The sequence below is a fragment of the Salinisphaera shabanensis E1L3A genome (genome assembly GCF_000215955.2).
Lineage (GTDB): Bacteria > Pseudomonadota > Gammaproteobacteria > Nevskiales > Salinisphaeraceae > Salinisphaera > Salinisphaera shabanensis.
On record NZ_AFNV02000002.1, the window covers coordinates 56,243 to 78,028 of the forward strand.

Below are 21,786 nucleotides of genomic sequence, written 5' to 3' on the forward strand. Positions count from 1 at the left end.
TTCCCAAGCCGACAAGGAGTACCCGATGAACCTGAATATCTCCGGGCATCACATCGACATGACCGAAGCGCTGCATAACTATGTAGCCTCCAAAATGGAACGCGTCGAGCGTCATTTCGATGATGTGATCGATGCCGAAGTCGTACTCGAAGTCGAAAAGGTCCGGCACAAGGCCGAAGTCACCATGCAAGTCCGTGGCGCGACCCTGCATGCCGAATGCACGCAGGACGACATGTACGCCGCGATCGACGGCATGGTCGACAAGCTCGATCGCCAGACGGTCAAGCACAAGGAGAAGGAAAAGGATCATCACAACCGGCAGGCCCGACACGTGAATATGGATATGGATGCCGGTTGACCTGCGCTCGGCCATTGGCACAGTGCCAATGGCCGAACCGCTGTACGCATTTTGTATCGTTTAAAGGAAGTTTATGAACATCGCCGATATCGTCGCCCCGCAGCGCGTACGTCTTGCCGACGACGTGCAGAGCAAAAAGCGCGCGCTCGAGCAGCTGGCAGAAATTCTGACCCAGGGCACGCCCTATCTGACCGCCAGCGAAATCTTCAACGGGCTGATTTCCCGCGAGAAACTCGGCAGCACCGGCATTGGCGACGGTGTCGCGATTCCGCATGCGCGCATGAAAGGCATTGATGATTGCATCGGCGCATTCATGCGCCTGCCCCAGCCGGTGAATTTCGAATCCAACGACGAGCAGCCCGTGGACCTCGTGTTCGGCCTGCTGGTGCCGGAAAAATCCACCGAAGAGCATCTCAAGCTGCTGCGCCGCCTGGCCGAACTGTTTTCCGAAAATCAGACGCTGTCCGAACTGCGTGATGCTGGCGATGGTGAAAAACTCTATAAAACGCTGATCGCTCGCGATACCAGCGAGGCCTGAACCGGCTGACACCGGTGGCACGACCTGGCGAAGACCTTTTCGACGAGGAATCGCTCGCAACTCGACGGGTTGCGGTCGAAACCGTTTTCACACGCCTGAAATCGTCTCTCGGCCTGTATTGGCCGGCCGAGATCGGCGGTCAGGAAACGCTGGGCGCCACGCGTATCGGTAGCCGGCGCGTGCCCATGGTCGGCTATCTCAACTTCATCCACCCGCCGCAGGTTCAGGTCATCGGCGAGCCCGAGACCGCGTATCTCGATAGCATCGGCGCAGAACAGCTCGCCCATGTGCTCGAACGTGTGACCTCGGGCGCGACAAAACTGGTTGTGGTCGCGGATGGGCGCTCGCTGATCACGCAGCTGCGCGACGCGTTCGATCGAGCCGGTATTGCCGTGTTCGAAACCGCCGCCAGCGGCCATCGGGCCGCCTATCGGTTGCGCCATTTTCTGGGCGAAGCGCTGGCACGCCAGATAACGGTCCATGGCGTATTCCTCGAGGTGCTGTCGATCGGCCTATTGCTGACCGGCGACCCCGGGGTCGGCAAAAGCGAACTCGCGCTCGAACTGATCAATCGCGGACATCGATTGGTCGCCGACGACGCGCCCGAATTCGCACTGCTGGGCCCGGACGATCTCAACGGCGGCTGCCCGCCGGTACTCCAGGATTTTCTGGAAGTGCGCGGACTGGGCATCCTCAATATTCGCGCCATGTTCGGCGAAGCCGCAATCAAACGGCGTAAACAGCTCGGCCTGATGATTCGTCTGGTACGCCCCGAATCCGGCACGCTGAACGCGCCGGACCGACTGACAGGCACGCGCACGGTCCGGCGGATAATGGACGTCGATATCCCCGAAATCACGCTGCCGGTCGCCGTCGGCCACAACCTGTCGGTGCTGGTCGAGGCTGCCTGTCGTGATCATCTGCTGCGCATGCAGGGCCACTACAGCGACGAACAATTCGCTACCCGCCAAAGCGAGGCGATGGCTGCGAGCGCTCCGCCAGACGAGTCATAGCGCATTCCCTGTCGTCAGGGCGGCATGCCCGACGGTCGTAAAACTCGCGCCTAGGCTTTAGGTTGGACACAATAGAGTCAAACAGCGCGCCACGCGCATTCAATATTGAAGGTGAGCCATGCGACTGATCGTCGTCAGCGGTCTGGCCGGCTCGGGCAAGTCGGTCGCGCTGCACATGCTCGAAGATCTGGGCTATTACTGTATCGACAACCTGCCCCTGGGCCTGCTCAGCGACGTGTCGGTCGACACGCTCAATCGACAAGGTCTGGATTTCGACCGACTCGCTGTCGGCATCGACGCGCGCTCGCGGCGCGGCGAGATCGCCGGCTTTCAGGATCGCGTTCAGTCGTTGCGCGACGGCGGGATCGAGATCGAAGTCATCTACCTGCACGCCGATACGGATACGATTCTGCGGCGCTACTCGGAAACCCGCCGCAAGCATCCGCTCACCGACGACCAGACCTCGCTGATCGATGCCGTGCATAACGATCGCGACCTGCTCGCGCCAATCGCCGAGAGCGCGGATGTCTCGATCGATACCAGTCAGACCAACATCCACCAGCTACGCGATATCATTCGCAATCGCGTCGAAGGCGGCGCAAGCGGCGAACTGTCGATTCTGCTGCAGTCGTTCGGCTTTAAATACGGTCTGCCGCAGGCAGTGGATTTCGTTTTCGACGTACGTTGTCTACCCAATCCGCACTGGATTCCCGAACTACGCGAGCTTACGGGCCAGGATACACCGGTGGCCGAGCATCTTGAGGCGCAGCCGCAGACCCTGGCGATGCTCGACGATATTCACGGGTTCGTGAGCCGCTGGCTCCCCGATTTCGCGCGCGAAAACCGCGCCTATGTCACGATTGCGGTCGGCTGCACCGGCGGCAAGCATCGCTCGGTCTATATCATCGAACAGCTGGCCCGCCGCCTGCGTGAAACCTATGCCCAGACGCTGGTAAGACACAATGAACTGCACTAGCCTGCTCGTATCGGAGATCGCCCCGTGATTGGCGTACTGCTGATTACCCACGGCCGTCTCGGCGCTCATTTCGTGGAAACGGTCACTGGCATGATCGGCGACCTGTCACGCCCGACCGAAGTCCTGGAAATCCATCGCCACGACGACCCGGACGAGCGCAGCGAAGCCGCCCATGCAGCGCTGTCACGTCTGGACGAAGGCGACGGTGTTCTGATCATCACCGACGCCTTCGGTTCGACACCGAGCAATATCGCCACCCGCGCGGCAGCCGAATACGGCGCGCGCGTCGTGGCCGGTATCAACCTGTCGATGCTGGTACGCGTTTACAATTACCCGCAACTTGCGCTCGACGACCTGGCCGCCTCAGCCATCGAGGCCGGACGGGCCGGCGTGATGGCCTGTCCGTCTTAGCCCGAGCGCTGATCCTTTTCTACTTCGTTTTCTTCAATCGACACGATGACCCGCGTTATGCCAACCCGTGAACTCGCCATCATCAACAAGCTCGGCCTGCATGCGCGGGCTGCAAGCAAGTTCGTTACCGTTGCTTCCCAGTACGACGCCGATATCCGGGTATCCAAGGACGGGCGCGAGGTATCGGGCAAGTCGATCATGGGCGTGATGATGCTGGCCGCCGCGCGCGGCTCGCGTATCGAAGTCACCGCGGAAGGCAACGACGCCGAAGCCGCGCTCGACGCACTCGACGAACTGGTGCGCGACCGCTTCGGCGAAGGCCAGTAGCCGTGACACGACGCCCCGCACACAACACGACACGCACATGAGTCTGTGGCTTGCTGCCATCGGCGTATCGCGCGGTGTCGCCATCGGCGCGGTGCATCGTGTGCACGGCACCGATCTGGATATTCCCGAATATTCGATCTCTGCCGACAGCATCGAAGCCGAAGTCGCACGGTTTCAAAGCGCGCTGCAGGATGCGCGTGACCAGCTTGCCGATATTCGTGAGCAGATTCCGGCCAACGCGCCGTCTGAAATCGGCGCCTTCATCGAAACGCACCTGCTGATGATGCAGGACAGCGCGCTGACCGACACGGTCTGTTCGTTGATCCATGAGCACAGTTGCAACGCCGAAGCCGCGCTGAAGATGCAGGCCGAACACCTGACCGCGGTGTTCGACCAGATGGACGACAGCTATCTGCGTACGCGCCGGGACGACGTCGCTCACGTGACCGCCCGTATCCAGCGCATTCTGCTCAAGCAGGAACGCACCATCGAAACGCGTGAAGCCGAGGATGCGCCGCCTCCGGTCATTGTCGCGGACGAGCTGACACCCGCCGATATCATCCTGCTGCATCAGCAAGGCGTCGCAGCGTTCGTCACCGAACACGGTGGCCCCCTTTCGCACTCGGCCATTCTCGCGCGCAGTCTGCGTATTCCCGCCATCGTGGGCATGCATAACGCGCGGCGCTTGCTCGTTGATGACGAAACCGTGGTGGTCGACGGCGAAGCCGGGCACGTGCTCGCCGGGCCAGACGAGAGCGCACTCGAGTTCTATCGCCATCGCCAGAAGCGTGATGCGCGCTATCGGCGCATGCTCGGCATGCTGCGCGACGAACCGGCGATTTCCACTGACGGCGTGCGTGTTCATATGCTCGCCAACGTCGAGTTGCCCGACGATAGCGCCGACGCCGCCGAAGTCGGCGCCGAAGGTGTGGGTCTGTACCGGACCGAATTCCTCTATATGAACCGCGACGAAATGCCGGGCGAAGAGGAACAGCTCGCAGCATATCGGCGCGTGCTGCGCTCGGTGGACGGGCCGGTCACCATTCGTACGCTGGATCTGGGCGCCGACAAGACCATCGGCCGCAATACCGGCAAGACATCAAGCAATCCGGCGCTCGGTCTGCGCGCGATTCGCCTGTGCCTGAAGGAAACCGATCTGTTTCGTACACAGCTGCGTGCGCTGTTACGCGCCTCGGCCGAGGGCGATCTGCGGATCATGCTGCCGATGGTGTCCAATATTCAGGAAATGCGGCAAACGCGCCACCTCATCGACGAACTCAAAACCGAGTTGCGCCGCGAGGGCCTGGATTTCGATTCGCAGCTTCAGGTGGGCGCCATGATCGAAGTGCCGGCCGCTGCGCTCGCCGCGCCGTTGCTTGCACAGTATTGCGATTTCTTCTCGCTGGGCACGAACGATCTCATCCAGTACACCCTGGCGATGGACCGTATCGATGACGAAATCAACTATCTCTACGACCCCCTGCACCCGGCGGTTCTGCAGCTTATTCGCATGACTATCGGAGCCGGCAACGCCGCGGGTATCAGTGTATCGATGTGCGGCGAGATGGCCTCCGACAAGCGCTATACCGCACTGCTGCTCGGCCTCGGGCTGACCGAGTTCTCTATGCATCCGGCCAGCGTGCTTGAAGTCAAACGCGCGATCATGAACGCCGACGTCGACGCACTCAAAACACGAACGCGCGAAATACTCGCCTTCACCGACGCACAGGCTTATCGCGAAGCGCTGGAAACCCTTAGCCAACAGCTCGTCGGTTGAGTGAGCGCCGGCTGAGCATCAACGACTTACGCTCGAGTATTCGAAGCCATCGATACTGTGAGCGCGGGCCTCAGGCCCTATGCGTTTCAAGCCATACACCGACATAGCGCCGACTCTATTATCCTGAGCGTTTCGAACAATAAACTTGAACAGCGCTGTACACGGGCAAATGCCGTGTGTCGTCGTCTGTTTGCAAAGAATTGTCGTTACCCTTGTTACGTGACAACTGCCTTCAACCGGCCGCTGCGACCGTATCGGCAAGATCGGAGAACGCTCGGCCGTCATAAAAACGCAGGAAAATCCGTATTTTTCTGCTATTTTCTAAACACCACCCACCGTTTCGGATACGCGCTGCGATGAGCGACGCCAAGACCACTGAAGATCAGATGGAATCGCGGCTCGCGCATCTCAACGAGGCGCTGGAATCCGGGCGCATGCGTCGGCTCAAGCCGATGCTGCACTCGCTTTCGCCCGCCGAAATCGGTCTGCTGCTGGAATCCATCCCGCGCACCAAGCGTGAGCTCGTCTGGCGGCTAGTGCCGGAAGACGATCACGGCGAAACCCTGCTCCACGTCAACGACGAGGTGCGCGCCGAACTCATCGACGCACTCGATGACGATGTGCTGCTGGCGGCCACCGAAGGCATGCCGATCGACGATCTCGCCGATCTGATCGAGGATCTGCCGGAGCAGGTCACGCGTGAAGTCCTGCATACGATGGACCTGGACAACCGCGAGCGCCTGGAAGCGGTGCTGTCCTACCCGCCGGACTCGGCCGGCGGCCTGATGAACAACGACACGATCACGGTACGCCCGGACGTGTCGCTGGATGTCGTACGCCGCTATCTGCAGCAGCGCGGCACCCTGCCCGACGATACCGAATCGCTGTTCGTGATTTCGCGCTATGGGCGCTATCTGGGCATGCTCACGCTTGCCAAGCTGCTCACACTCGATCCGGAGCGCGATGTCTCCGAGGTCATGAATACGGATATCGAAGCACTGCCGGTCGATATGTCCGCGGCACAGGTCGCCAAGCGTTTTCAGGATCTCGACCTTATTTCCGCGCCTGTCGTGGACGAGAACGAAAAACTCGTCGGCCGAATCACGATCGATGACGTGGTCGACGTGATTCGCGACGAGGCCGAGCACTCGATCATGAGCATGGCCGGCCTCGACGAAGAAGAAGACGTGTTTGCGCCGATCGCGCGCAGTGCGCGCCGGCGTGCCACTTGGCTGGGCGCGAACCTGCTCACTGCGTTCCTGGCAGCCCAGGTTGTCGGCCTGTTCGAAGCCACCCTGTCTCAGGTCGTGGCGCTGGCCGTACTCATGCCGATCGTCGCCAGCATGGGCGGTATCGGCGGCTCGCAGACGCTCACCCTGATGATTCGCGGCCTTTCGCTCGGCCAGATCGGTTTTGGTAACGCCAAGACCCTGCTGATCAAGGAACTGGCGGTAGCCATCATCAACGGCATCCTCTGGGGCGCGGTGGTCGGCGTGATCGCACAGGTCTGGTTCGGCAACCCCACGCTGGGCGTGATCATTGCCGTAGCGCTCGTCATCAACCAGATCGGCGCCGCCATTGCGGGCGTCGCCATCCCGCTAGCCATGAAGAAAATGGGCATCGACCCGGCGCTGGCCGGCTCGGTCGTGCTAACCACCATCACCGATGTCATCGGCTTTGGTGCTTTTCTGGGGCTGGGCACGCTGTTTCTGCTGCGCTGAGCGGGCGCTGGCGCAAAAACCGATACGCCGCAAAGGGCTTGATGCGCCGTATCGCATCCACGGCGCGGACAAACCAGCGCTAAGAACCGCTCATCGCCAGGCCCTAAAGCGCGCCACAACTAACCCGGATCAACTGCCGGCAATCGTCATCGAACCGATCAAAACCGACGGCGTACGCAAAGCCGCGCCCAGGTCCACATCGCTGCCCAGCGCGTCGATGCCCCGATACATATCGGCAAGATTACCCGCGATCGTCGCATTCTCCACGGGATAAGCGATTTCGCCGTTCTCCACCCAGAACCCGGCAGCGCCGCGCGAATAATCGCCGTTAACCAGATTGACGCCTTGCCCCATGAGTTCGGTGACGACAAGACCTCGGCTCATACCGGCGACCAAGGCATCGAAATCGTCATGTCCAGGCGCGACATCGAGATTGAACACGCCACCTGCATTGCCGGTAGAGGTCATGCCCAGACGGCGTGCCGTATAGGCCGACAGCACATAGCCACGAAGTACGCCGTTTTCGACCAGCGTACGCTCCCTGGTGGCGACGCCATCACCGTCGAAGGCCGCACTCGCGAGTCCGCGTAGGCGATGCGGGTGCTGACTCAGCGTTAGCCCCTCGATCGCGATTGATTCGTCTATCTTATCCTTCAGGAAACTGGCATTACGATAGAGCGTACCGCCGCTGATCGCGCCAATCAGATGCCCCCACAGGCCGCGTGCGACTCGGGGTGTGAACAGGACCGACGCGGTGGTGGTTGGCGGCGTCTTCGCACCCAGACGCGACACAGCGCGCTCGCCGGCCAAACGGCCCACAGCCGCAACGCTTTGCAAATCGTCGGCATGCCGCGCCTGCGAAAAAGCGACCTCGCGCTGCATGCCACTGTCGGCCCTGGCCAGCGGCTGGCAACTCAACGCATGCTGGCTGGCACGCTCGGTACCGACAAAACCGTGGCTGTTGCCGTAGACGCTGATGCCGTCGCGGCTTGCGACGGTCGCGCCTTCGGTCTGGACGATACGCGCATCGTAATCCAGGGCCGCAGCCTCCAGCTCCAAAGCCATTTCGAGCGCGCGCTCGGCATCTAGCGACCAGGGATGAAAAAGCGACAGCTCGGGATGTTCGCGCGCCATGAGTTGCGCATCGGCCAGTCCGGCAAAGTCGTCAGCTTCGGTAAAGCGCGCAATGGTAAGCGCCTGATCGAGGGCGGCACGCAAACCGTCGCCGCTGAGATCGGTGGTCGAGGCGCTGCCTGTGCGCTTGCCGCAATAAACGGTAAGACTCGCAGCGCGGTCGCCTTCGTGTTCGACCGACTCGCGCCGGCGCGCCCGCGCGGTGACCGATAGCGCGCGCGAAGCCGATATCGACACCTCGGCTTCATCGGCGCCGCGCTGGCGGGCCTCATCGAGCAGCTCACGAGTACGCGCCTCGAGCCAAGGCATCTGTGGCAGACCGGCTTCGGTCTGACCGGGCTGGGTATCGACTGGGGAGGTACCGGTCATGCGGACGTCTCTTGCGACGAAGCGGAGGCGGCAAACGGTAGCGCTGCACTACATGCCAACGCAACGTCGCCGACACTCACGCTATGCTGTGCCCCATGTCGCGTCCCGCTGCCGCCACTATCGAACATGCCCACAGCAGCCGTGCTCGCCGCGGGCTGATCTTTCGTCCGCGCTCGATTACCGGTCTGCTGCTGACCAGCTTTGGCCTGGTCGCGCTGCCGCTTATCGTCGCGATCCTGTTCGGCGTGGTCTATGTCGACCGGCTTACCGACCAAAGCGAGCGCCTTGTACTGCAAGGTGTCGAAGTCACCCGGTACAGCAAGCGCCTGAGCACGCTATTGGTCGGCATGGAGCGCAGCGCACGTCAGTACGGCGTACTGCAAAGCGCCGAACTCATCGAGCGTTTCGAACGTCAGAGCCGCGATTTCGACGAGATACTCAACGCGCTCGGCGCGCTCCAGCTGGATACCCTGCCGGACTGGAATCTCGATACGCTGCGTCGACGGACGCGCGATCTGGCCGACCGCTTGCGCGCGCGCCCGACCGAAGTTCAGAGTCTGATCGACGAAATCGGCGCCATGCAGCGCGAGACCGACCTGATCACTCAGCAGGGCAATCTGTTCATCGACCGAGAACTCGTCCGTCTTCAGGACACTGCGGCAGACGCGCGCTTTTTCCTGTTGCTGTGCGTATTCGCGCTGATTCCGGGCGCAATCGCGCTCACCGCGTTATTCGTCGGCGTAATCGCACGGCCGCTGCGCCAGATCTCGAGCGCAGTCACACGTCTTGGCGACGGCGATTTCTCGCAGCAGATCAAGGTCTTCGCGCCTACGGCAGAACTCGACGCCCTGGGCGCGCGTCTGGACTGGATGCGCCGCCGGCTTGCCACCCTGGAGAATGAAAAACAGCAATTCATCCGGCACATGTCGCACGAACTGAAAACGCCGCTGGCCAGTATCCGCGAAGGCGCGGAACTGCTGCGCGACGGCACTGTCGGCAAGCTCAATGCATCACAGGCCGATGTCGCCGAGATTCTGCAGCAGAACAGCTTGGAGCTGGCCAAGCTCATCGACAACCTGCTCGACTTTGCCGCCTGGCAGCAACAACACGCTAAACTTGAGTACGAGCGCTTCGATTTGAAAGCGCTTTTCGAGGCGATCGTGGCGCGGCAGCGGCTCACGATTGAGGGCAAGGAGCTCGACGTCGTCACGCCGGGCGAAACCATGGACATCACGGCCGACCGGGACCGTATGCAGCTTATCGTCGACAATCTACTCGCCAATGCGGTGAAATTCGCCCCCACGGGGTCGACCGTGACGCTCGCGGCCGAACGCATGGTCTCGGCGACCACTATCATGGTCAGCGATCAGGGCCCCGGCGTGCCAGAGCAAGAGCGCACGGCGATCTTCGATGCCTTTTATCAGGGTGCCCACAGCCAGACCCATGCGAAAGGTGCGCTACGCGGCACCGGCATTGGGTTATCAGTGGTTCGAGAATGCGTGCATGCGCATGGCGGGCGTATTGACGTTGCCGATGCAGCAGGCGGTGGCGCCCAGTTCCGTGTCGAAATTCCAGATCGCCATGCTATCTGACATGCGTATTGGTCCCCTTCTGATTGTGCTCTGCGTAGCCACCGTCGCCTCCAGCGGTTGCGCCAATGATCCGCCGCCGCCCCCCGCGCTGGGCGATCGAGTCGAAACCTCGCCGGCGATGCCGCTGGCGCCCGAACGAGACCCGGTACTCGATTTGCTCGATTACGCCGCACAGCTACAACAAGCCACGCCCGACGCGCGTGCCGAGGCGGTTGCCGCCGCACGCGAGCAAGTCGATCAAAAGCCGAACGCACAGAGTTACGCCCATCTGGCGCTTGCCTTCGGAACGGCTGGTCAGCGCCGCTATACGCCCGACGAGGCAACACGCTACGCACAGCGTGCGTTGACAGCCGATGACGCCACCTGGAGCCCTGCGGCCACCCAGTATCTGCGCGATCTTGCCCGACTCTATGCCGACAGCGCACGCAGCAACACGCGCAGCGAACCCGCGCCTCCGGCCCCACGCCCGGCCGCACCTGAACCCAAGACCGCTGCAGCGACTGACGATAGGCCGAACGCGCGCGCACGTGCGCATATCCGCGAGCTTGAACGCGAGCTCGACGAAGCCCGCCGCAAGCTGCGGGAACTGGCAGAAATCGAAAACCGACTCGGCGACTCCGGCTCATAGATGGCACGCGGGGGCAAGATACTGCTGGTCGACGACGACCCGAGCCTGCGACGGCTGCTCGCGCTGCGTCTGGAAGGCGCCGGCCACAAGGTCGAAACCGCCGATAGCGGCATGGCGGCCCTGCGCGCTCTGGAGACCTACGGCGCGGACTGCGTCATTACCGATCTGCGCATGGATGGCATGGACGGCATGGCGCTGCTCGACCGCCTTAGCCACGCGCATCCCACGCTGCCGGTGATTCTATTGACCGCGCACGGCACCATTCCTGAAGCCGTGGCGGCGACTCAAGGCGGCGCGCTGGATTTTCTGTCCAAACCGGTCGACAAGGACGTGCTGCTCGCGCGGGTCGATCAGGCACTCGAGCAAACCGGCGTTGGCAGCGAAGACTGGCAACAGATTTGGCGCTCTCGCATCGTCACCCGCTCGCCGTTGATGCATCGTCTGCTCGACGAAGCCAAACTGGTCGCCGCGAGCGACACCAGCGTGCTCATTACCGGCGAGTCTGGCACGGGCAAGGAGGTGCTGGCTCAGGCACTGCACGATGCCAGCCCGCGCTCACGTGCGCCGTTCGTGGCGATCAACTGCGGGGCGATGCCCGAACAGCTGCTTGAATCGGAATTGTTCGGCCACGAAAAAGGCGCGTTCACCGATGCCAAGCGAGCTCAGCAAGGCCTGTTTCGCAGCGCCGAGGGCGGCACCGTCTTTCTCGATGAAATCGGCGACATGCCAATCGCACTTCAAGTGAAGTTGCTGCGTGTACTCCAGGAACGTGAAGTGCGACCGGTCGGCGCATCGAGATCGCTACCGGTCAATGTACGCGTGATCTCGGCGACCCACCGCGACCTCGGCCGCGCCATCGAGCAGCAAAGCTTCCGGGAGGATCTCTACTACCGCCTGGCGGTCGTTACGCTTGCTCTGCCTGCACTACGTGAACGTCCGGAAGACGTCGCGCCACTTGCACGGCACTTTCTGGAAACCATCGCGACCCGTTCCGGCCGGCGTACGCGCGTGTATTCGCCGGATGCCATGGAAGCCCTTTGTCGGCACCACTGGCCAGGTAATATCCGCCAGCTCTCCAATGTTGTTGAACAAAACGTTGCGCTCACGCGGGGTCATGTGATCTCTGCCCAGGCGGTAGACAAGGCGCTGGCTGGCCATAGCGGCAGATCGGACGCGGCTGCGTCGCTGCAACCACTGGCCGAGGCTCGCGACGCCTTCGTACGCGACTATCTTGTACAACTGCTGCGCATAACCGAAGGCAACGTCGCCCGCGGTGCGCGTCTGGCCAAGCGCAACCGCACCGAGTTCTACAAGCTACTCAACCGGCACGCGATCGATCCCAACGACTACAAACGCTAGCGCCGGTCGTTGCCGTCAGGCGACATCGAAATAACTCGATCACGCGTATATGTCGCCTATCAGCGACATTAATTACACATAATAATCAGCAACTTACATATATTGCATATGTAGCGTCGCTGCATGGCAACAGTCTGTACCCGGTCCCGGCCATACGAAGGGGCCAATACCGTTTTTGCCGCCCGGAATTCTTTTCAAATTATTGATATTAATTAGATTTTAATAGTTGGCACGGCGGTTGCTCTATCTGTTCTCAGATACGCATTGAAGTTAGTGATTCATGAAGAAGCGCTACGCAGTTATGGCCGGCATCGCTATCGCCATTCCCTTCGGGACGGCGCTGTCGAGCATCCAGGCTACAGCCGCGGAAACGGCGTCCGCCTCTTGGGCAACCATGGACGCCGACGCCGATGGTTCGTTGTCGCCGGAAGAAGTATCAGCGACGCCTTGGGAGGCCAAGTTCGACGCCATGGATGAAAATGGCGACGGCCAGGTCGATAAGGACGAATTCCAGAGTTACATGGACGATATGCAGTCTTCGCAAGACAGCGAAGACCGTTAAGAAAGGAGTTTGGGCAGCATTGCTGCCACACAGTTTTCGCCTGGTCGGGCTGGCGTCTCCCCGGTCCCCCCTCGTGCCTCGGCGTGGTTCGGCTCGGCACAGGCGAAATTAAATCGATACGCGTGCTTAAGTGGCGCGTATGACAAGTTTTCGCTTGGTCGGGCCGGCGTCTCCCCGGTCCCCCCTCGTGCCTCGGCGTGGTACGGCCCGGCCAAAGCGAAATTTACAACGGCCTATTGTGTAAACGATCGGCCTACGTTTTCGCCAGGGTCGGGTCGGCGTCTCCCGGTCCCCCCTCGTGCCTCGACGTGGTACGGCCCGGCCTCGGCGAAATTTCTCTTCGGAGATAAAAAAACCGCCTCGAAGGCGGTTTTTTTATGGGCGCTATCAGAACAACCGCTTTCAACTCGCCAGCGCTTCCAGCAGTTTGCTATGAATGCCGCCGAAGCCGCCATTGCTCATCACGACGACGCTGTCGCCCGGCGCCGCCATCGCCACCACGTCCGCCACCAGAGCATCCAGATCGCTAGAACGGGTAAGCGCCTCACCTAAGGGCTCGAATACGGCAGCCGTGTCCCAATCCAAGTCGGCGTCATACACGAACACGTGGTCGGCGTCGGCAAAGCTCGCCGCAAGCGTCTGTGCGTGGACGCCGCGACGCATGGTGTTCGAGCGCGGTTCGAACACCGCCAATACGCGCCCGGTGTCCTGCCCTGCCCGCAGACCGGCCAGCGTCGTACGAATCGCGGTCGGATGATGGGCAAAATCGTCGAATACACGAATGCCGCCGGGCGTACCGCGCAGCTCCATGCGGCGCTTGACGCCCGCAAAGCCGGACAACGCCTCGATGGCCTGGGCCGGCATCACACCGACATGCCGTGCCGCCGCGATAGCAGCGAGCGCGTTGGCGGCGTTATGCGCGCCCGTAAGCGTCCAGTGCAGCTCACCCACGTCCTCACCCATATGGCGGATCAACAACCGGCTGGCGCCCGCGCAGAGCGCCTGAGCCTGCCAATCGGCCTGGGCGCCGGTGAAACCGACTGTCGGCGTCCAGCAGCCCCGCTGGAGTACATCATCCAGCTCGGGGTCAGCGGCGTTATGCAATATCTGTCCGTTGCCGGGTACCGTACGCACCAGATGATGGAACTGGCGCTTGATGGCTTTCAGGTCATCGAAAATATCGGCGTGATCGAATTCCAGATTATTGAGTACCAGCGTGCGCGGACGGTAGTGCACGAACTTCGATCGCTTATCGAAGAAGGCGGTATCGTATTCGTCGGCCTCGACCACGAAGAAGTCGCTCTCGCCCATCGCCGCGGACTGGCCCAGATCTGCCGCGATACCGCCGATCAGATAACCCGGTGCCATACCGGCCTGCTCGAGCACATACGCGAGCATGCTGGCCGTAGTCGTCTTGCCGTGGGTACCCGCTACAGCCAGCACCCAACGCGAGCGCAACACGTTCTCCGCCAGCCACTGCGGGCCGGAAATATAGTCGAGGCCGGCATCGAGCGTATATTCGACCGCCGGATTACCGCGACTCATGGCGTTGCCGATGATCACCTGGTCGGGCGCCGGCTTGAGATGGTCGGCGCTGTAGCCGTCCATCACGTCAATACCGGCCTCTGCCAGTTGGGTACTCATCGGCGGATACAGACCGGCATCAGAACCGGTTACGGTATGGCCGGCGGCGCGTGCCAGCAGGGCAACGCCGGCCATGAAGGTGCCGCCGATGCCGAGAATATGGACGTGCATTGAAAAACCTCTGGTCGGGATACCGGGCGAATCGCGTACGAAGAGTGACTAACCCAGCACCGAGAACGCGAGCAGCAGTAACACTTCGAAAGCAACGGCCGCACCGACGCCCAGCCATAAACTGCCGTCGAGCGCATTGCGATAGATATGGCTATAGATCGCCAGTCCCCACAGCCCCATGGCGACATACGACAACGTCACAAAGCTGGGCGGCATCGTCACGCTCTGCGGATCACTCGCTTCACCGAGCGCCTGCAAATAGGGCGCCATTACATGCGTGGGCGCGAGCATGACAAGCGTGAGCGTGGCACCGGACGCGAACAATGCCGTCGCCGTCTGGTTGAATCGATTGGGCAGTTGACGGATACGCAGCACGGTGCGCACATACAATGCGAGCAACGCCGTGGCCAACCCCGCCTGAAGCGCTGCCGCGCCCGCAGGCAGTAACAGACCGACCTGCAGAAACAGCAAGATACAATAGGCCGCAGCACAGCCGATGAGCGTCGTCGAGTCCCCGGGCATATCCTGGGGGCCACGACGCAGCAGCATTAGTTCGATCACCCGCCGCGCAAAAACCATGGACAACGCATCCTTATGAAGCTTGTTAGAGCAACCGGCATGATACCGAAGCCACCGGAACACGTCGTTACGATCACGGATGACGCCGCCCTGGCCGAGTTCGCGGCGCGCATGCGCGAGCGTGACTGGATCGCGATCGACACCGAATTCCTGCGCGAAAGCACCTACTACCCGGAGCTCTGTCTGGTGCAGATCGCCGATGCCCATGAAATCGGACTGATCGACGTCATCGCGCTCGACGACCTCGAACCACTCGCGGCGTTGCTGACCGATACGAGCGTGCTGAAAGTGTTCCATTCCGCGGAGCAGGACCTGGAAGTGCTCTACCAACGTTTCGGCACCATGCCCGCGCCGTTGTTCGACACCCAGGTCGCGGCCCCGCTGGTCGGACTCGACGACCAGATGGGCTATGCGCGACTGATCAAGGCGTTGCTCGATATCGAACTGCCCAAGGCGCATACCCGCACCGATTGGAGCAAGCGCCCGTTACCCACGGGCGCGCTGGACTACGCGGCCGACGATGTTCGCTATCTGGCCCTCGCCTATCACGTGATCGGCAACACGCTCGTAGAGCACGAGCGCGAGGCCTGGCTGGTCGACGATTTCGAACAGATGGTCCAACCAGAACGTTTCGACGTCGATACCAGCGCGGCATGGCGCCGTATAAAGAGCTGGCATCGGCTCAATCCTGCCCAGCAGCAGGCATTGGCCGAGATCGCCGACTGGCGCGAGCGCGAAGCGATGGCCAGCGATCGGCCACGACGCTGGATTCTGGCGGACGATATCGTCATCGAACTCGCCAAACGCCGCCCCCAGAACGCCGACGCGCTGGGTGAGGTCCGCGCGCTACCCGCAAAGACACTGAATCGGCATGGCCAAGCGCTCCTTGCCTGTCTGCATGCGGCCGCTCAGCGCCCGGCCGAGCCACTTGCGGCGCCGCCGGCACCGCCCACAGATGAAGAAAAGCGTCTCATCAAAATCGGCATGGATACTCTTTCCGAGCGCGCCGATGCCCACGGTATCGCTGCATCGACACTGGCCAGCCGCAAGGAAATCGCGGCCATGGTGGCCGGTACGCGCGCGCTGCGGGTGTTATCGGGATGGCGCGCGTCAGTCGCTGGCGAGGCCGCGCTTGCGGCGATAAAAAACGCCGAAGCCGCGTCCGGCTCCGGCGTATCGAACCCTTAGCATAGCCGCCGAAGCGGCTATGCCGCGCTAGCCTGCGGGCAGCGCCGCCTTGATACGGGCATAAATATCGTCGATTTCGCCGACACCGGCCACGGCCGTGAGCAGACCCTTGTCTTCGTAGAACTTCACCAGCGGCTGGGTCTGATCCTGATAGACCTTGAGGCGGTTGCGGATCGTTTCCTCGTTGTCATCGGAGCGTCCGCGGGCCATCAGGCGCTGTACGATCTCTTCGTTATCGACCTTGATATGGACCACGCCCTGCAGAGGCCGGTTCATCTCGTCGAGCAGACTATCGAGGGCCTTGGCCTGGTCCAGGCTGCGCGGAAAACCGTCGAGAATGAAGCCGTTTTCGGTGTCGTCTTCGGCGAGACGCTCGCGAATCATGCCCACCACGATATCGTCGGAAACCAGTTCACCCGCATCCATCGCGGATTTGGCTTTCTTGCCGAGTTCGGTCTGGTTGGACACCGCGCTACGCAGCAGATCGCCGGTCGAAATCTGCGGCACGCCGAATTCGGCGACCAGCTTTTCACTCTGCGTTCCCTTACCCGAACCCGGGGCACCCAGCAGGACGATTTTCAGCATGATTTCTCCGCGAACGGCTTGGCGTTGTCATAACCAGAAGGTAGAGCGTTTTGCGCACACAACCCGAGCGTGCGCACGAACGAACGGTCGACGTTAATGATTCGCCTGGGGCAAGTCAATTTTCGGCGGCGCCAACTCTCAAGTATGCTTTGCGGCGCATCTGATCAGCCAGGATGAAGCCATGACCCGAAAGAATGCCTTTTATGCTCAAAGCGGTGGTGTGACCGCCGTCATCAATGCCTCTGCTGCCGGCGTTATCGAAGCCGCGCGCGAGCACTCGGACAAGATCGGCACCGTCTACGCCGGGCGCGACGGCATCGTCGGCGCACTGACCGAAGACCTGATCGACACTTCGGCCGAATCGGCCGGCGCGATCGCCGCCCTCAAGCATACCCCGGCCGGCGCGTTCGGGTCAGCGCGCTACAAGCTCAAGGGTCTGGAAGAAAACCGTGCCCAGTACGAACGGCTGATCGAGGTCTTCAAGGCCCACGATATCGGCTATTTCTTCTACAACGGCGGCGGCGATTCGGCCGATACCTGTCTGAAGATCAGCCAGTTGTCGGAAAAGATGGGCTACCCGATCCAGGCGATCCATGTGCCCAAGACCATGGACAACGACCTGCCGCACACCGACTGCTCGCCCGGTTTCGGCAGCGTAGCCAAATACACGGCGGTATCGATTCGCGAAGCCGGTTTCGATCTGGCCAGCATGTGCAAGACCTCCACCAAGGTCTTCATTCTGGAAGTCATGGGCCGGCATGCCGGCTGGACCGCAGCCGCCGGCGGGCTGGCCAGCGAAGCCGACGGCCAGGATCCGCACGTGCTGCTGTTCCCGGAAATCGCCTTCGACGAAGAGAAATTCCTGGCCAAGGTCGACGAGACGGTCAAACGCCACGGCTATTGCACGATCGTGGCCTCCGAAGGCGTACGCAACGCCGACGGCGAATTCCTGTCCGATGCCGGCAGCACCGACGCCTTCGGTCACAAGCAGCTCGGCGGCATGGCGCCGACGCTGGCCGAACTGATCAAGAACAAGCTCGGCTACAAGTATCACTATGCGATCGCCGACTATCTGATGCGTGCGGCGCGCCATATCGCCTCCCAGACCGATGTGGAACAGGCCTATGCCGTAGGCCGGGCCGCGGTGGAATACGCGGTGGCCGGCAAATCCGGCATCATGGTCTCGATCGTGCGCGAGTCCGACGAGCCCTATGAGTGGAGCATCGGTGAAGCGCCGCTGGATGAAGTGGCCAATGTCGAAAAGATGATGCCGCGCGAATTCATCAGCGAGGACGGCTTTCATATCACCGAAGCAGCACGCCGCTATCTCAAGCCGCTGATCGCCGGCGAATCCTATCCGCCCTACGCGGACGGGCTACCGCAGTACGCACGCCTGAAGAACGTGGCGGTGGAGAAGAAACTCAGCGAAGGCTTCGAGGTCTGAAAGCACGTCACGTAAAGGCATCGGTTACAATCGGTCGCCACAAATTCGATTATTCACCTTCGAAAGGGGTCTGCAATGGGCTTTGAAGCCATCACACCGGGCAAGAAAGCGCCGGACGAAGTCAACGTCGTTATCGAGATCGTGGAAGGTTCGAGCTCGGTGAAGTACGAAGTCGACAAGGACACCAACTGCCTCATGGTCGACCGTTTCATGAACGTCGCCATGCACTACCCGGCCAACTACGGCTTCGTGCCGCAGACGCTGTATGACGACGGCGACCCGGTCGACGTGCTGGTGCTCACCCCCGAACCGATCGTGCCCGGCTGCGTGATCAAGGCCCGTCCGGTAGCCGTGCTCGGCACCGAAGACGAAGCCGGCCTGGATGCCAAGATCCTGTGCGTGCCGACCGACAAGATCTCCACCAACTACTACAAGGACATCCAGGATCTCGGCGATCTGGACGACCGCCTGAAGAACAAGATCCAGCACTTCTTCGAGCACTACAAGGATCAGGAAGAGGGCAAGTGGGTGAAGATCACCGGCTGGGAAGGCGCAGAAAAAGCCAAGGCCGAAATCAACAAGTCGATCGAGGCCTACAACAAGGGCTGATCGATACCCGGCCACTGCCCGTATCGAATTCGATACGTTGAGCAGCCCGAGAAAAAGCCCCGTCCGGTTCGACCGGCGGGGCTTTTTTCGTATACGTGTCTAACGCTCTGTCAGCCTCGGCAACAGCTCCTGCAGATTGCAGGGCCTCGTGCGTGCATCGATCTGGGCCGCGATCAGTTTGTCCCAGCCGTCGGCACAGGCGCCGGACGAACCGGGCAGACAGAAAACAAAAGTGGCCTTGGACACCCCCGCGATCGCCCGGGACTGCAATGTCGACGTGCCGATCGACTCGTACGACAGCATACGGAACATCTCGCCAAAGCCGTCGATACGCCGATCGAACAGCACCTCGACCGCCTGGGGCGTGACATCGCGCCCGGTCAGCCCCGTACCGCCCGTGGTGATCACCACATCCGGCTTGTCGTCGGCGATCCAGCGCGCCACCCGCGCACGAATCTCATGGATATCGTCTATACAGATGGCTTTTTCATACACATGATGGCCGGCGCTTTCAACGCGCTCGACCAGAAGCCTGCCGGACTTGTCGGTGGCCTCGGTTCGCGTGTCCGATACCGTGAGTACGGCAACACTCAAGGGGACGAATGGATCGCTCATGGCGCGTAGTGGCTTGTGCTTGCGAGCGCGCTACGATGCCATAAAACGAGCACCCTACGTCGGTCACGCCGCACACACGGCAAAACCGTGCGCGTATTTCAGATTACTGAAATGATGCCATTAACCGATGGCACCGTTATTCAGCGGTCAACGGCAAATACGCAAAAATGAATAAGCGCCGGCGGCAAGCCCGGCGCACGCGCGAAGGAGAAATCGTGTCCTACTCATCCGTCTTCCGTTCCGATCTGTTCGCGAATCGGCATATCGTCGTCACCGGCGGTGGCAGCGGTATCGGCCGCTGCACGGCCCACGAACTGGCCGCCCTGGGCGCAGCCATAGCGCTGGTCGGGCGTACCGAGTCCAAGCTTGCCGCCGTCGCCGGGGAAATCGCCGATGCGGGTGGCGCTCCGGCGACCATCCACGTCTGCGATATTCGCGACGAACCGACGGTAGCGGCCACCGTCACCGCGATTCTCGAGCAACACGGGCGGATCGACGGCTTGGTGAACAACGCCGGCGGCCAGTTCCATGCGCCGCTTAAGCATATTTCCCAGAAAGGCTTCGACACAGTGGTGCGCAACAATCTCACCGGCGGCTTCCTGATGGCCCGCGAGTGTTTTACGCAGTGGATGGAAGACAACGGCGGCGCGATCGTGAACATCATTGCCGACATGTGGAATGCCATGCCGGGCATGGGCCACTCGGGCGCAGCGCGCGCCGGCATGCTCAGCCTGACCGAAACCGCCGCGGTTGAATGGCAATATGCCGGCGTGCGCGTGAATGCGGTCGCCCCCGGCTGGATCGCCTCTTCGGGCATGGATACCTATCCGGAGGAGATCAAGCCGATGCTGCGCGCGCTGCCGCAGTTCGTGCCGCTCAAACGCTGGGGCACGGAATCGGAAGTGTCGGCCGCGATCGTGTTTCTGCTATCCGAAGCTGCCGGTTTCATCACCGGCAGTTGCCTGCGTGTGGATGGCGGCGCGCCGAATGCACGCGGCCACTTTCCCATGGCCGATCACGACAAGGCGCCTGCCTACAACGGCTTTCATCTGGCCGAAACACCGCGGCTGCTGCGCTATGAGTGAATCCGGCGCCGGCATGAACATCAGCCACCCAGGTTATACCGAAGCGCACACGCTGTATCGCGACACGCTGCGCCGTTGGGTTGTCGACGAAATATCGCCTTTTGTCGACGACTGGGACGAAGCAGGCACATTTCCGCGCGAACTCTACAGTCGCGCCGCGGAGATCGGCCTGCTCGGGCTCGGTTTTCCGACCGAATACGGCGGCATCGAGGCCGACCGATTTTTCATCATCATCGGCGCACAGGAACTGGCCCGTGCCGGTGCGGGCGGGCTGTCTGCCAGCCTGCTCAGCCATACGATCGGCGCCCCGCCGATCCTCAAAGGCGGTTCCGACGCGATCAAACGCGCGGTCTTGCCGGACATCTTCATGGGGCGAAAGATCAGCGCGCTGGCGATCACCGAACCCGGCGGTGGCTCCGACGTGGCCAACCTCAGGACCACGGCCGTGCGCGACGGTGACGACTACGTGCTGAATGGCTCGAAAACCTTCATCACCTCGGGCATGCGCGCCGACTACGTAACCGTGGCCGTGCGCACCGGTGGGCCGGGCCGCGCCGGCGTGTCCCTGATTCTCGTGCCCACCGACGCCCCCGGCTTCTCGCGCACACCGCTGGATCGCAAGATGGGCTGGTGGTGTTCGGACACGGCCACGCTCTATTTCGACGATTGCCGCGTGCCGGCGGCGAATCTGCTCGGCGTCGAGAACGAAGGCTTTCGTCTGATCATGGACAACTTCAACAGCGAACGGCTATGGCTAGCGGCCGGCTGCAATGGCTTTGCCCAGGTCTGTCTCGATGAAGCGATCACCTACGCACGCGAACGGCAAACGTTCGGCACGGCGCTGATCAATCATCAGGCGATTCGTCACAAGCTTGCCGACATGGCCCAGCGCATCCGGGCCACCCAGGCCTATCTGGAGCAAATCGCCTGGCAGATCGACCAGGGCGACAACCCGATTGCCGATGTCTGCCTGCTCAAGAACCAGGCCACCCAGACCATGGAATTCTGTGCCCGTGAAGGCGTACAGATATTCGGTGGCGCCGGCTATTTGCGTGGCGCCAAGGTCGAACGCATCTATCGCGAGGTACGCGTCAACGCCATCGGCGGCGGCGCGGAAGAGATCATGCGCGATCTGGCGGTGCGTCAGATGGGTCTGTAAAC

22 protein-coding genes are annotated in these 21,786 nt (G+C 61.7%); 17 read left to right on the plus strand and 5 right to left on the minus strand.

What is annotated here, in order from left to right; all coding sequences use genetic code 11:
* Window positions 1-25: 25 nt before the first annotated feature.
* The 8 genes from hpf to mgtE all read left to right on the plus strand — a co-directional run bounded on the left by hpf (window position 26) and on the right by mgtE (window position 7,121).
* A complete protein-coding gene (gene hpf, locus SSPSH_RS01660; RefSeq protein WP_006913090.1) occupies window positions 26-358 on the plus strand; it encodes a ribosome hibernation-promoting factor, HPF/YfiA family in 333 nt (110 codons plus the stop codon).
* A gap of 73 nt (window positions 359-431) precedes the next feature.
* A complete protein-coding gene (locus SSPSH_RS01665) occupies window positions 432-896 on the plus strand; it encodes a PTS sugar transporter subunit IIA (protein ID WP_006913089.1) in 465 nt (154 codons plus the stop codon).
* 14 nt (window positions 897-910) lie between these two features.
* A complete protein-coding gene (hprK, locus tag SSPSH_RS01670; protein WP_021031285.1) occupies window positions 911-1,909 on the plus strand; it encodes an HPr(Ser) kinase/phosphatase in 999 nt (332 codons plus the stop codon).
* Between the two features lie 118 nt (window positions 1,910-2,027).
* Complete coding sequence (rapZ, locus tag SSPSH_RS01675) at window positions 2,028-2,885, plus strand: RNase adapter RapZ (RefSeq protein ID WP_006913088.1); 858 nt, start codon at window positions 2,028-2,030, stop codon at window positions 2,883-2,885.
* A 24-nt stretch (window positions 2,886-2,909) separates the two neighbouring features.
* Entirely contained in the window at window positions 2,910-3,296 is a 387-nt protein-coding gene (locus SSPSH_RS01680; RefSeq protein ID WP_006913087.1) for a PTS sugar transporter subunit IIA, read from the plus strand.
* Between the two features lie 57 nt (window positions 3,297-3,353).
* A complete protein-coding gene (locus SSPSH_RS01685) occupies window positions 3,354-3,623 on the plus strand; it encodes an HPr family phosphocarrier protein (RefSeq protein ID WP_040607278.1) in 270 nt (89 codons plus the stop codon).
* Between the two features lie 37 nt (window positions 3,624-3,660).
* Window positions 3,661-5,400 carry a phosphoenolpyruvate--protein phosphotransferase gene (gene ptsP, locus SSPSH_RS01690; RefSeq protein WP_006913085.1) on the plus strand — a complete coding sequence of 580 codons (1,740 nt, stop codon included), beginning with the start codon at window positions 3,661-3,663 and terminating at the stop codon, window positions 5,398-5,400.
* Between the two features lie 356 nt (window positions 5,401-5,756).
* A complete protein-coding gene (gene mgtE / locus SSPSH_RS01695) occupies window positions 5,757-7,121 on the plus strand; it encodes a magnesium transporter (RefSeq protein ID WP_006913084.1) in 1,365 nt (454 codons plus the stop codon).
* A gap of 129 nt (window positions 7,122-7,250) precedes the next feature.
* On the opposite strand, the gene pmbA is transcribed toward mgtE, so the two are convergent.
* Window positions 7,251-8,624 (minus strand): metalloprotease PmbA, encoded by a 1,374-nt coding sequence (gene pmbA, locus SSPSH_RS01700; RefSeq protein ID WP_006913083.1) that lies wholly within the window; start codon window positions 8,622-8,624, stop codon window positions 7,251-7,253.
* 95 nt (window positions 8,625-8,719) lie between these two features.
* On the opposite strand from pmbA, the gene SSPSH_RS01705 reads away from it, so the two are divergent.
* From SSPSH_RS01705 to SSPSH_RS17640, 4 genes are all read left to right on the plus strand, one after another.
* Window positions 8,720-10,216, plus strand: coding sequence for a sensor histidine kinase (locus SSPSH_RS01705; protein WP_006913082.1), 1,497 nt, complete (start codon window positions 8,720-8,722; stop codon window positions 10,214-10,216).
* A gap of 1 nt (window position 10,217) precedes the next feature.
* A complete protein-coding gene (locus tag SSPSH_RS01710) occupies window positions 10,218-10,844 on the plus strand; it encodes a hypothetical protein (protein ID WP_006913081.1) in 627 nt (208 codons plus the stop codon).
* Window positions 10,845-12,203 carry a sigma 54-interacting transcriptional regulator gene (locus SSPSH_RS01715; RefSeq protein WP_006913080.1) on the plus strand — a complete coding sequence of 453 codons (1,359 nt, stop codon included), beginning with the start codon at window positions 10,845-10,847 and terminating at the stop codon, window positions 12,201-12,203.
* A gap of 280 nt (window positions 12,204-12,483) precedes the next feature.
* Window positions 12,484-12,765, plus strand: a complete 282-nt coding sequence (locus tag SSPSH_RS17640) for an EF-hand domain-containing protein (protein WP_021031288.1) — start codon at window positions 12,484-12,486, stop codon at window positions 12,763-12,765.
* A 402-nt stretch (window positions 12,766-13,167) separates the two neighbouring features.
* On the opposite strand, the gene mpl is transcribed toward SSPSH_RS17640, so the two are convergent.
* Entirely contained in the window at window positions 13,168-14,520 is a 1,353-nt protein-coding gene (mpl, locus tag SSPSH_RS01725; protein WP_006913077.1) for a UDP-N-acetylmuramate:L-alanyl-gamma-D-glutamyl-meso-diaminopimelate ligase, read from the minus strand.
* 48 nt (window positions 14,521-14,568) lie between these two features.
* A complete protein-coding gene (locus SSPSH_RS01730; RefSeq protein WP_006913076.1) occupies window positions 14,569-15,099 on the minus strand; it encodes a hypothetical protein in 531 nt (176 codons plus the stop codon).
* A gap of 39 nt (window positions 15,100-15,138) precedes the next feature.
* Here SSPSH_RS01730 and rnd point away from each other — a divergent pair, with 39 nt between their 5' ends.
* Window positions 15,139-16,287 (plus strand): ribonuclease D, encoded by a 1,149-nt coding sequence (rnd, locus tag SSPSH_RS01735; RefSeq protein ID WP_006913075.1) that lies wholly within the window; start codon window positions 15,139-15,141, stop codon window positions 16,285-16,287.
* A 27-nt stretch (window positions 16,288-16,314) separates the two neighbouring features.
* Here rnd and SSPSH_RS01740 read toward each other — a convergent pair whose 3' ends face one another.
* A complete protein-coding gene (locus SSPSH_RS01740; RefSeq protein WP_006913074.1) occupies window positions 16,315-16,872 on the minus strand; it encodes an adenylate kinase in 558 nt (185 codons plus the stop codon).
* Between the two features lie 181 nt (window positions 16,873-17,053).
* Between SSPSH_RS01740 and SSPSH_RS01745 the strand changes: the two genes are divergently transcribed.
* Complete coding sequence (locus tag SSPSH_RS01745) at window positions 17,054-18,316, plus strand: 6-phosphofructokinase (protein WP_021031289.1); 1,263 nt, start codon at window positions 17,054-17,056, stop codon at window positions 18,314-18,316.
* A 75-nt stretch (window positions 18,317-18,391) separates the two neighbouring features.
* Window positions 18,392-18,925, plus strand: coding sequence for an inorganic diphosphatase (gene ppa / locus SSPSH_RS01750; protein ID WP_006913073.1), 534 nt, complete (start codon window positions 18,392-18,394; stop codon window positions 18,923-18,925).
* 99 nt (window positions 18,926-19,024) lie between these two features.
* On the opposite strand, the gene moaB is transcribed toward ppa, so the two are convergent.
* Window positions 19,025-19,540 carry a molybdenum cofactor biosynthesis protein B gene (gene moaB / locus SSPSH_RS01755; RefSeq protein ID WP_006913072.1) on the minus strand — a complete coding sequence of 172 codons (516 nt, stop codon included), beginning with the start codon at window positions 19,538-19,540 and terminating at the stop codon, window positions 19,025-19,027.
* Window positions 19,541-19,707: 167 nt separating this feature from the next.
* Between moaB and SSPSH_RS01760 the strand changes: the two genes are divergently transcribed.
* Together SSPSH_RS01760 and SSPSH_RS01765 are read left to right on the plus strand one after the other, a co-directional pair.
* Window positions 19,708-20,625, plus strand: a complete 918-nt coding sequence (locus tag SSPSH_RS01760) for an SDR family oxidoreductase (RefSeq protein WP_006913071.1) — start codon at window positions 19,708-19,710, stop codon at window positions 20,623-20,625.
* Window positions 20,618-21,784 (plus strand): acyl-CoA dehydrogenase family protein, encoded by a 1,167-nt coding sequence (locus SSPSH_RS01765; protein ID WP_006913070.1) that lies wholly within the window; start codon window positions 20,618-20,620, stop codon window positions 21,782-21,784. Before SSPSH_RS01760 ends, SSPSH_RS01765 begins: the two co-directional genes overlap by 8 nt.
* Window positions 21,785-21,786 lie beyond the last annotated feature (2 nt).